The sequence below is a fragment of the Actinomadura sp. BRA 177 genome, from assembly GCF_013372625.1.
Classification (GTDB): Bacteria; Actinomycetota; Actinomycetes; order Streptosporangiales; family Streptosporangiaceae; genus Spirillospora.
In genome coordinates this window covers 1-10,473 of record NZ_JABXFD010000642.1, presented here as the reverse complement: position 1 = coordinate 10,473, position 10,473 = coordinate 1, and the positions used below count along the sequence as shown (strand labels likewise).

General features: G+C 69.1%; 11 protein-coding genes and 1 pseudogene. 7 read left to right on the top strand and 5 right to left on the bottom strand.

From position 1 onward, the window contains the following. Window positions 1-170: type I-E CRISPR-associated endoribonuclease Cas2e (gene cas2e / locus HUX53_RS35770; protein WP_176407707.1), on the bottom strand; the 170-nt coding region annotated here is incomplete at its 3' end. Window positions 171-257: 87 nt separating this feature from the next. Between cas2e and HUX53_RS43235 the strand changes: the two are divergent. Next, window positions 258-479: pseudogene (locus HUX53_RS43235) on the top strand (DUF397 domain-containing protein); the annotation flags it as partial. Further along, window positions 436-807, top strand: a complete 372-nt coding sequence (locus HUX53_RS35760; RefSeq protein ID WP_176407706.1) for a hypothetical protein — start codon at window positions 436-438, stop codon at window positions 805-807. The pseudogene HUX53_RS43235 and the gene HUX53_RS35760, both read left to right, overlap by 44 nt. Before the next feature lie 75 nt (window positions 808-882). Here the strand turns inward: HUX53_RS35760 and HUX53_RS35755 are convergent, their stop codons facing one another. Then, the gene (locus HUX53_RS35755) at window positions 883-1,590 is read right to left on the bottom strand and encodes a TetR/AcrR family transcriptional regulator (protein ID WP_176407705.1); all 708 of its coding nucleotides are present in this window, start codon (window positions 1,588-1,590) and stop codon (window positions 883-885) included. 126 nt (window positions 1,591-1,716) lie between these two features. Between HUX53_RS35755 and HUX53_RS35750 the strand changes: the two genes are divergently transcribed. From HUX53_RS35750 to HUX53_RS35740, 3 genes are all read left to right on the top strand, one after another. Continuing rightward, the gene (locus tag HUX53_RS35750; protein ID WP_176407704.1) at window positions 1,717-2,574 is read left to right on the top strand and encodes an SDR family oxidoreductase; all 858 of its coding nucleotides are present in this window, start codon (window positions 1,717-1,719) and stop codon (window positions 2,572-2,574) included. Between the two features lie 387 nt (window positions 2,575-2,961). Then, window positions 2,962-3,516 carry a peroxiredoxin gene (locus HUX53_RS35745; protein WP_309237593.1) on the top strand — a complete coding sequence of 185 codons (555 nt, stop codon included), beginning with the start codon at window positions 2,962-2,964 and terminating at the stop codon, window positions 3,514-3,516. A gap of 69 nt (window positions 3,517-3,585) precedes the next feature. Continuing rightward, window positions 3,586-4,128 (top strand): carboxymuconolactone decarboxylase family protein, encoded by a 543-nt coding sequence (locus tag HUX53_RS35740; protein WP_176407702.1) that lies wholly within the window; start codon window positions 3,586-3,588, stop codon window positions 4,126-4,128. Window positions 4,129-4,219: 91 nt separating this feature from the next. Here the strand turns inward: HUX53_RS35740 and HUX53_RS35735 are convergent, their stop codons facing one another. Further along, window positions 4,220-5,227, bottom strand: a complete 1,008-nt coding sequence (locus tag HUX53_RS35735; protein WP_176407701.1) for a hypothetical protein — start codon at window positions 5,225-5,227, stop codon at window positions 4,220-4,222. 140 nt (window positions 5,228-5,367) lie between these two features. Then, window positions 5,368-6,936 (bottom strand): glutamine-hydrolyzing GMP synthase, encoded by a 1,569-nt coding sequence (guaA, locus tag HUX53_RS35730; protein ID WP_176407700.1) that lies wholly within the window; start codon window positions 6,934-6,936, stop codon window positions 5,368-5,370. 227 nt (window positions 6,937-7,163) lie between these two features. On the opposite strand from guaA, the gene HUX53_RS35725 reads away from it, so the two are divergent. Continuing rightward, the gene (locus HUX53_RS35725; RefSeq protein WP_309237592.1) at window positions 7,164-8,087 is read left to right on the top strand and encodes a zinc metalloprotease; all 924 of its coding nucleotides are present in this window, start codon (window positions 7,164-7,166) and stop codon (window positions 8,085-8,087) included. Here the strand turns inward: HUX53_RS35725 and HUX53_RS35720 are convergent. Continuing rightward, window positions 8,084-8,809, bottom strand: a complete 726-nt coding sequence (locus tag HUX53_RS35720; RefSeq protein ID WP_176407699.1) for a DNA alkylation repair protein — start codon at window positions 8,807-8,809, stop codon at window positions 8,084-8,086. The genes HUX53_RS35725 and HUX53_RS35720 overlap by 4 nt on opposite strands. 168 nt (window positions 8,810-8,977) lie before the next feature. Here HUX53_RS35720 and HUX53_RS35715 point away from each other — a divergent pair, with 168 nt between their 5' ends. Then, window positions 8,978-9,862, top strand: a complete 885-nt coding sequence (locus HUX53_RS35715) for a zinc metalloprotease (RefSeq protein WP_176407698.1) — start codon at window positions 8,978-8,980, stop codon at window positions 9,860-9,862. Window positions 9,863-10,473: the final 611 nt, after the last annotated feature.

Here is a 10,473-nt window from a genome sequence, read left to right as displayed (position 1 = left end):
GGGTGGACGAGGACTGCGGCACCGTCGCCGACCGCCTCGCTGACGGCTTTCCAAAGTTCGTCGCGGACGCGGGCTGAGACGGTGCCGACGTACAGGCCGGGTGCCGGTTCGGTGAGCCAACGGGTCACGGAGCCACGCACGTAGTCGGGTACGGCTGCCGTCCCGAGCACGGCGGTAAGAGCGTCTGGGCGGTCCTGCCTACAACCCTGAGGAGGAGTTCATGAGCCGGCCGTAACGGTGAGGACTCCGGGTGCGGGTGCGTCGAGGTCGCGACCAACGTCGTGGACGCGCCGGACGGAATGGTCGCCGTCCGCGACACCAAGACCGGGAACCTGCTGGAGTTCGACCGCCACGAGTGGCAGGGCTTCATCGCACATCAGACTGCGGGCCCCGTTCCCCCCTGGGCGGGGCCCGCTTGGTGGGAGGCTCGGCCCCGTGACCATCCGGCCGTTCGATTACGACACCTATTGGCGGGATGAATCCCGTGACGACTGGCGGCGGCGGGGCCTGCATTGGCATTGCCACGCATCGCGTATGGACGCCAGTGCTTACGGTGACGATCAGGCGCGTCAGGACCTGAGCAGTGAGTTGGCGCCGCGCGAGATCCGTGACTGGCTTCGCAAGCCGTCCCGGACGATACGGCACGTTCCGGTCACGCCGGAGGACGCGACCACGTGGTTGCGCGGTCAGTGGGAGCAGGTCAAGGGGCAGGTCGGCCAGGCGGCCACTGCGATCCTAGACGAGACGCGGTTCGGGACGGCCCTCTACGACCTGCGCTGCGGGAACGACCTGTGCTGGGGGTTCTGACTCAATTCGTCCGTCCATCTGCATTTGGCCGTCGTCGGTACCGCTCAGCCCTGCCATGGCGAGGCGAGCCGCTAATCAGCGCGGTGCGTCGGTGATGCGGTCGAGCCATTCGCGCATTAGGCCCCGTTCCGGGTCGGTCAGGGCGGTGGCCTGCGGGAGGACGGCGCGCAGGGCGACTGCGGCGCTGACCGGGCCGGACGGCGCGGGCGTGGGTGCGTCGGTCGTGATCGTGGCGATGACCGCCTCGCGGGCCATGACCGAGAGTTCGGGGTCGCGGGTGGCCTCGGGCATCGCGATCAGCGCGATGGTCGTGCCGCTGCCTGCGGCGTGAACGAGCTGGACGGCCCGCTCCTCGCTGACGCGCAGCCGTCCCGCCTCGGCGATCCGGCGGACGCGGGCGGTGAGGATCTCGATCCCGGCGACCGCCGCCGGCGGCATCGCGCCGGGGCGCGGCTCGCACATGAGCATGTAGAGGGCCGGGTTGGCCAGGCCGAACTGGAGGTGTTCGTCCCATCCGGCACGCAGGTCGTCCACCGGGTCGGCATCGGGCTCCGGGCCGGTCTTGGTGGTCAGGTAGGCCGCGAAGCCCTCGGCGGCGACGGCGTCCAGGAGGCCCTGCTTGTCGCCGAAGAGCCGGTAGATGGTGGGCGCCTGGACCCCGGCCGCGGCACCGACCGCACGCGTCGAGACCGCCTCCCGTCCGCCTTCGGCGAGGAGCTTGGCGGTGGCGGCGAGGATGCGCTCCCGCGGGCCGTCCCCGGCCGCTACGTCATCGACCTGCACGCTAATGACGATAACAGATGCTTGTTAGCGTTGCTTGCTTAGCAGTGTTAGCGTTGTTCCGTTAGCACTGATTCGAGGCGCTGGGCGGTGCGGGCCGCCGATGCGCCGAAGGCAAGGGAGAGCGTCATGATCATCGTTACCGGCGCCAACGGGCAGCTCGGCCACGGGACCATCGAGCGGCTGCTCGAACGCGTTCCCGCAGAGCAGGTCGGGGCGAGCGTCCGGGATGTGGAGAAGGCCCGAGACCTCGCGGACCGGGGCGTGCGGGTGCGTCAGGGCGACTTCGCCGACCCGGCGAGCCTCGTCCACGCGTTCGAGGGCGCGACGCAGATCCTGATCGTTTCCGCCAACTCCATCGGCGAGGAACTGCTGGGTCTGCACCGCCGCGCGATCGACGCGGCCAAGGCGTCCGGTGCCCGCCGGGTCCTCTACACCAGCCACATGGGCGCGAACCCGTCCTCGGTCTTCCCGCCCATGCCTGACCACGCCGCCACCGAAGAGATGCTGCGTGCCTCAGGCGTTCCGTTCACTTCGCTGCGCAACGGCTTCTACGCGTCCACGACGGTGGCCCTCGTCGGCGCCGCGCTGCAGAGCGGTGAACTGGCCGTGCCGGAGGACGGGCCGGTCTCCTGGACGTCCCACGCCGACCTCGCCGAGGCCACCGCGATCACCCTGGCCGAGGAGACCTTCGACGGCATCACCCCGGGTCTGACCGGCGGCGAGGCGATCGACATGGCCGGCGTCGCGGCACTCGCCTCGGACGTCTCGGGACGTCCGATCAAGCACGTGGTCGTGCCGGACGCCGAGTTCCGCGCCGGGGTGATCGCCCGCGGCGTCCCCGAGTTCGCGGCGGACATGCTCGTGGACATGTTCGCCGCCAGCCGCCAGGGCGAGTTCGCCAACGTCGACCCCACTCTCGGACGCCTGCTGAACCGGCCTCTGACATCGCTCCGGGACGTCCTCAAGGCCACCCTCAGCAACTGACGGCCTTACGCAGCCGTTGCCGGACCTCCTAAAGGCCGGCCACGGCTCCGTGCATGTGTGAGGTCTTGGTCACTGGGTGCGCGCCGAAGGCGAAGAAAGCCCTACACTTGCTCGCTACGCAGAGTTAGGCGCGGTTTAGGGTGAGTCTCTGTGATTTACGTCTATTGGACGACCCACCAGCCCTGCCGCACCGCTACATCATCGCAGCTCACAGCGTTCTCCGAGGCATTGATAGGCAACCCCTATCGCACTCTTGGGACTTATCGATTTCTCTTTTCGATCGAGCGGCGGCACTCTGAGTGACATCGGCCGCTGAGGCGGAGAACCCCCGCGGCCCTCCTGCGCCTCCTCATGCGGAGGCGTCCCTCTCATGACGAAGGAGCATGCGTGCTTACTGTCGGTGACCAGTTCCCCGAGTACGAGCTCACCGCCTGCGTCTCGCTGGACGCCGAGAACGCGTTCGAGACGATCAACCACAAGTCCTACGAGGGCAAGTGGCGCGTGGTGTTCTTCTGGCCCAAGGACTTCACCTTCGTGTGTCCGACCGAGATCGCCGAGTTCGGCCGCCTCAACGAGGACTTCGCCGACCGCGACGCGCAGGTGCTCGGTGCGTCCGTCGACAACGAGTTCGTCCACTTCGCGTGGCGCAAGGACCACCCGGACCTGCGCGAGATCCCGTTCCCGATGCTGTCCGACCTCAAGCGCGAGCTGAGCGAGGACCTCGGCATCCTCACCGAGGACGGCGTGGCGCAGCGGGCGACGTTCATCGTCGACCCCAACAACGAGATCCAGTTCGCCATGGTGACCGCCGGTTCCGTCGGCCGCAACGTCAAGGAGGTCCTGCGGGTCCTCGACGCGCTGCAGAGCGACGAGCTGTGCCCCTGCAACTGGAACAAGGGCGAGGACACCCTCGACGCCGGCAAGCTGCTGGCCGGCGTCTGATCCCCCGAACCCCTTGACGGCCGGCCGCCCCGCGCGCGGCCGGCCGTTCGCATGAAAGGACGCATGATCATGAGCGTTGACGCGCTGAAGAGCGCCCTCCCGGGCTACGCCAAGGACACCAAGCTCAACCTGGGCTCGCTGACCTCCACCTCGCAGCTCACCGAGCAGCAGCTGTGGGGGACGGTCCTCGCCTGCGCCCTCGCCACGCGCAGCACCGTCGTCATCCGCGAGCTGGCCGAGGAGGCGGGCGACTACCTGTCCGCCGAGGCGTTCGAGGCGGCCAAGGGCGCCGCGTCGATCATGGCGATGAACAACGTGTACTACCGCGCCACCCACCTGATCGGGGACGAGACGTACGCGACGCTCCCCGCCAAGCTGCGCATGTCGATCATCGGCAAGCCGGGCGTGGACAAGGTCGACTTCGAGCTGTGGTCGCTGGCCGTGTCCGCGATCAACGGCTGCGGCCGGTGCCTGGAGTCGCACGAGAAGGTCGTCCGCGAGGCCGGCCTGTCGCGCGAGCTCGTCCAGGAGGCGCTGCGGATCGCCGCCGTCGTCAACGCGACGGCCGCGACCCTCGACGCCGAGGCCGCGCTGGCCCCCGCCACCGTCTGACCTGCTCGAACACAGGCGCCCGGCCGGGGCTTTCCCCTGGCCGGGCGTTCCGCGTCCGGTGGAGCGCCGACGGTTCCGGGCCGCCGGACGGTCAGGGCGAGACTTCCGCACCGGGATGGCGTGATTCGCCCGCCCGGCGCATGGCCCAGCCGGTGAGCGCCAGCGCTCCCAGCAGGAACACCGTGTTGTGCGCGTACTTCGGCACCGGCGGGACGTCCCCGAGCGGCGTCACGAAGAACGCCGAGATCCCCATCGCGAGCAGCGCTCCCCCGGCCATGGCGACCACGTGCCGCCGCGTCCACCGCGAGGAGCGGGACGCGGCCACCGTCCCGCCGACCGCCGCAACGGCCAGCGCGACGCCGCCGGCGAATCCCAGCCAGGTGGACGGCAGGAAGTTGAAGCCCAGCGCTCCGGCCAGGCCGAGCAGGCCGACCTGCCACGGCCGTGGCACAGGCCGCTCCCCGAGTGCCGGGCGTGCCCGTAGGCCGAACGCCCATGCCATGACAGTGAGCATCACGACCGCCGCAAGAGCTGCGGCGACCTGGGCCGTCGACGCCTGGTCCTCGCCGTTGACCCGGTGGTCGTTCCAGATGAGCGCCGCGACCGCCAGATACAACACTGTCGCCACGGTGAGCCCTCGCCAGCGGAGCCACGGCAAGCGCGCGCGGCGTCCGGCCAAAGCTTGCACGAGCGCGATCGGCGCGCAGAAGCTCCAGATGATGTGGCCGCCAACGAAACTGAGGGCCATGTAAGGCGCCATGCCGATCGGCTCGATCAGCGTCGGACGCAGCATGTCGTCCCAGTAGGGGACCTCGCGGTAGCTCAGCGCGAACATGCTCTGGTCGACGACGCCCGCCTCCAGTACACCGAACGCCGCGGCGAGCGCGACGATCCCCGGCCAGCCCGCGCCGAGGCGATGCGCGATCTCCCGGATGAGCAGCGCCGGGCAGCCGTAGAGCGGCCCCAGCAACAGCAGACCGCCCAGCAGCGCGAGCGGGTCGCCGGTGGTGCTGTCATAGCCCGACAGCGACTCGGCGGCCAGCGGTGACAGCACCACCAGGCCCAGCGCGAGCCCAAACGTCGCGGCAGCGTTCGCCACGTCGGTCCCTCCAGTCGTCGTAACTCGTACTGGAAGGTTCGCGCGGCGGCGCCAACGGCCGCGACGGCCGCAGGTCGCGCCCCAGCCAACCAAAGTCGATCACGCGATGGCCGAAGGGTCGGGCGCTCAGCGGCGAGGGATCACTCCCACTCGATGGTGCCCGGGGGCTTGGACGTGATGTCGACCGTGACGCGGTTGATCTCGCGGACCTCGTTGGTGATGCGGGTCGAGATCCGCTGCAGGACGTCGTACGGGAGCTTCGCCCAGTCGGCCGTCATCGCGTCCTCGCTGGTCACCGGGCGTAGGACGATCGGGTGGCCGTAGGTGCGGCTGTCTCCTTGGACGCCGACGGAGCGGACGTCCGCGAGCAGCACCACCGGGAACTGCCAGATGTCGCGGTCGAGGCCGGCGCGGGTGAGCTCCTCGCGGGCGATGGCGTCGGCGTCGCGGAGGATGTCGAGGCGGTCGCGCGTGACGGCGCCGATGATCCGGATGCCGAGGCCGGGCCCGGGGAACGGCTGCCGCCAGACGATTTCGGACGGCAGGCCGAGCTGCTCGCCGAGCGCGCGGACCTCATCCTTGAAGAGGGTCCGCAGCGGCTCGATCAGCTTGAACTGCAGGTCGTCGGGGAGGCCGCCGACGTTGTGGTGCGACTTGATGTTGGCCGCGCCGGTGCCACCGCCCGATTCGACCACGTCCGGGTAGAGGGTGCCCTGGACGAGGAATTCGACCGGTTCCTCCGCGTTCTCGCCAACGATCTCGCGGGCCGCCTCCTCGAACACCCGGATGAACTCGCGGCCGATGATCTTGCGCTTCTCCTCGGGGTCGGTGACCCCGTCGAGGGCGGCGAGGAAGCGGTCCTGGGCGTCCACGACGTGCAGGTTCACCCCGGTGACGGCGACGAAGTCCTTCTCGACCTGTTCCGGCTCGCCCTTGCGCAGCAGGCCGTGGTCGACGAACACGCAGGTCAGCTGGTCGCCGATGGCCTGCTGGACGAGCGCGGCCGCGACGGCCGAGTCCACTCCGCCGGAAAGCGCGCAGATCGCCCGCTTCCCCCCGACCTGCTGCCGGACGGCCTCGATCGACTCGTCCGCGATGTTGACCATCGTCCAGTTCGGACGGCATCCGGCGCCTTCGTACAGGAAACGCCGGAGAATCTCCATGCCGTGCTCGGTGTGCAGAACCTCCGGGTGGAACTGGACGCCGAAGTAGCCGCGCTCCAGGTCCTCCATGCCGGCGACCGGCGTGACCTCGGTGCTGGCCGTCACGGTGAAGCCGGACGGGGCGCTGCTGACGAAGTCGCGGTGGGACATCCACACCGCCTGCTCGTGCGGCAGCCCCGCGAACAGCATGCCCGGGGACGTGACGGCGACGGTCGCGCCGCCGTACTCGGCGACGTCGGAGTTCTCGACCGTCCCGCCCAGGGCCTGCGCCATCACCTGGTGGCCGTAGCAGATGCCGAGCGTGGGCACGCCGATGTCGAACAGCCCGTCCGGCGCGGCCGGCGCGCCCGTCTCGTACACCGACGCCGGGCCGCCCGACAGGATGATCGCCTTAGGCCGCTTGGCGAGCATCTCCGCCGCCGGCATGGTGGACGGGACGATCTCGCTGAACACATGGCACTCGCGGACGCGCCGCGCGATCAGCTGCGCGTACTGCGCGCCGAAGTCGACGACGAGAACGGTGTCAAAGGACTGGTCTGCGGCCACCAACTAAGCCTTTCGCACGGCCGGAAGGGGCCTCCAGTCTACGGGCCCGCTGCCTGCGCCGATGCGCCGCACCCCCGCGACCTCCATCACATAGTGCGATTGGCCGATAACGGTCGGCATTCATTTACCTTGATCGCGCTCGCTGGACCGCTTCGTTCTGATACGTCTTGGTGACGTCCTGTAGTCAACGCACGTGCCCGCCATGGTTCCCGTCCACTAGGAGTGCCGTGAAGCTGCTCGCCGCCACCGTTCTGATCGCCGCTCTCGTCCCTGCCGCGCCGTCCGGGCCTGCCTTGCGCGGACCCTCGGACGCCTGCGCACACCCCGAGGCGCGGCTGCGGACGGGTGGTCACGGCCAGGAGCGCAACGACCTGACCCCCGCACAGGCCGCCACCGTGGAGCAGCGCCTCAACCAGATCCTGGACGGCCTCGGCTTGGGCTTCGGCGCGGATGAACAGTCGGACGGCGCCGACCTCCGTACGGCGGCTCAGATCACTGTCCCGGTCTACTTCCATGTGATTCACGACGGGGCGAAGGGCAACGTGTCCACGGCGGAGGTCAAGCGCCAGATCAGCACTATGAACGCGTCCTACGGTGGACGGAACGGTGGGGCGAACACAGGCGTTTCCTTCAAACTCCGCGGGATCACCCGTTCGGACAACGCGGCCTGGTTCCAAGACCCGGAACGCTACGAAGGCACGTACAAGCCACAGCTGCACGAGGGCGGCAAGGGCACGCTGAACCTGTACAGCACCTACATAGGCGGCGACCTGCTCGGCTGGTCGACGTTCCCGTGGAAGTACAAGGCCGACCCCAAGATGGACGGCGTGACCATCCACTACGGCAGCATGCCGGGCGGTGAGATAGAGCACTTCAACAAAGGCTTCAGCGCCACCCACGAGGTGGGGCATTGGCTGGGGCTCTACCACACGTTCCAGGACGGCTGCGGCGGCAAGGGCGACCGGGTCGCCGACACTCCTGCCGAGCGCGACCCCTCGAACGGCTGCCCCACGGACAAGGACACCTGCCCGTCCCGTGGAGCCGACCCGGTGCACAACTACATGGACTACAGCTACGACACGTGCATGACGTCCTTCACCGCCGGCCAGGGCGCCCGTATGCACAAGGTGTGGACGGCCTACCGCGCCTAGGACGCCTTACGTAGCCGGGCTGCATCCTCTTCGGGCAGGCGCCGGACGGCCTCCCGCAACGTCACGCCCGAGATGGTGTCGAGACGGGGCTCGACCCATTGCACCACCCAGGATGGGTCCTTCTTGGAATGCTCTCGGAGGACCCAGCCCAGGGCCTTCCGGATGAAGAACTCACGCTCGCCTATGACGGCGTCTCCGAACCGGCTGATTCGTTCCAGATCCGGGTTTCCCGTCCGGACGCCTGGGAGCAACGCCAGGACGGCCGTACGCCGTATCCACATGTAGGGGTCGGCGACCCATGCGTCCAAGACCTTTGCCAGGTCCGGGTATCGGACGACCAGCGCGCCGACGATCCGCTCCGCGAGGTTGTCGACGTACACCCAGCTCGCTGAGTCCCGAACGAGCCGTTCCGCCGTCCGCATGTCGCGAGGCTCCAAAAGGGCGGCCCTCTTGACGAGCACCTCTATGGCCGCCATGCGAGCCTCATGCACGGGGCATCCTTCGTCGGTCACGTCCCAGAGAACCTGAGAGAGCCCCAGCAACTCGTCCCGCGCGGGCTTGGCCTTGACCGCCTGAACGGCGACCTTGCGCAGCACCGGCACGGTCACACCGATGTGGACGAAATCGCTCTTGAGATAGCGCTTCTCGCGCTCGGCCCGCACCGGATCCGCCAGCGCGCGCAACTCCGCCAGGACCCGCGCCGCCTCCCCCTCCACGTCCATGCGGGACACGCTACGCCGCCGCGCTAGGGCGCCGTATTCAGCGTTGCCCGTCCCTGTTCGTCCAGGTTTGCCAAAGACGTGACGATTGTTCGCATCCACTCTTGTTCCAGCGATGACTCCGCTCCCCGCGCGCGCTCCCCCCGCTCGCGCCACCCCCAGAGGAGTTCCATGAAACGCGCCGGAATCGCCACCGTCCTCGGCTTGGCCGCCGCCTTCACGGCGTACGCGCCCGCCGCCCCCGCCACCCTCGCCGCGCCGTCCACCCAGTGCGCCGACCAGCCCGCGCAGGCCCGCGTCCGGGCCGGTGCCCACGTCACCGAAAAGAACCAGCCGAGCGCGGCCAAGGTCGCCGCGATGGAGAAGGACTTCCAGAACCGCGTCAGCAAGCTCAAGACGATGCGGGCCGCCGCGTCCATCACCGTCAGGGTGCACTTCCAGGTCGTCTACGGCAGCGCAGGAAACGTGTCCGACTCGACCCTGCAGCGGCAACTCGACGTCCTCAACGACGCCTACGCCGGCAGCAACGTCACGTTCACGCTGTCGGAAATCAAGCGGACGAGGAACGCGTCCTGGTTCTCCAACCCGGAGGGCTATGAGCGCCAGATGAAGAGCTCCCTGCACACGGGCAACGCGCAGGACCTCAACATCTACACCGCCGACCTCGGAAGCAGCCTCCTCGGCTGGGCCACGTTCCCGAGCAGCTACCGCTCCCAGCCGTCGATGGACGGCGTCGTCATCCACTACCAGAGCCTGCCGGGCGGCGCTCTGGGCAACTACAACGAAGGCGACACCGCCACCCACGAAGTGGGCCACTGGATGGGCCTCTACCACACCTTCCAGGGCGGCTGCAGCGGCCAGGGCGACCGCGTCTCCGACACCCCCGCCGAACAGAGCCCCGCCTCCGGCTGCCCGACCGGCCGCAACACGTGCTCATCCCCAGGAGCCGACCCCATCCACAACTTCATGGACTACAGCTACGACTCGTGCATGTACGAGTTCACCCCGGGCCAGACCGCCCGCATGCAATCCCGATGGTCCGCCTACCGCGCCTGACCCCGTACACCTCGAGAGCCCACCGCGCCCAACGCGGTGGGCTCTCACACACCGGCGATGAGTTCGCGGTGACGGTGGAGTTCGCGGTTCGTCCAGACGGGCCGGTTCACCGAGTCACGGTTGGGCTCCACCGCCCGGCCTGGAAGATCAACTATGGCCCGCCGACGCACCCTTGGGACTGATCCCTGTCGGCAACTTATCCACAGAATCAAGTTCTAGTGCCAATGGCCGCACGCCGCTCCCACCATGGACTCCGTCGGCCCGTCGAAGGGGACGGCGGGCCGGCACCGGGCGAGGAGGGGCCGTGCGAGGTGGCGAGGTCGATCTGGGGGACGTGTCAGGTGATGTCGACGATGGGGAGATTGAGGGCCGCCGGCGCCTCCGCGGGGACGGCCGGGCTCTTCGGGCGGACGGGGGCCAGGCGGCGGTAGGCGGTGCCGAGGGCTCCGAGGACGGCGGCCTGGCACGTCCCCCGCCGATCTCCTTGGACGCCCCGGCCGGTCCCGCAGCGACCATCGCTACGGGAAGGGCCAGGATCGCCGCCCCCGTCCCCACCGGGGAGAGGCCCAGCGTCCGCTGGGGCTAGAAGGGCGCGAGGGACTCGACGAGGG

What these genes read in the sequence shown, in the direction of transcription:
- HUX53_RS35750 (WP_176407704.1), top strand. Translation starts at nt 1,717, where the DNA reads ATGATCATCGTTACCGGCGCCAACGGGCAGCTCGGCCACGGGACCATC.
- HUX53_RS35740 (WP_176407702.1), top strand. Translation starts at nt 3,586, where the DNA reads ATGAGCGTTGACGCGCTGAAGAGCGCCCTCCCGGGCTACGCCAAGGAC.
- HUX53_RS35720 (WP_176407699.1), bottom strand. Translation starts at nt 8,809, where the DNA reads ATGGACGTGGAGGGGGAGGCGGCGCGGGTCCTGGCGGAGTTGCGCGCG.
- HUX53_RS35715 (WP_176407698.1), top strand. Translation starts at nt 8,978, where the DNA reads ATGAAACGCGCCGGAATCGCCACCGTCCTCGGCTTGGCCGCCGCCTTC.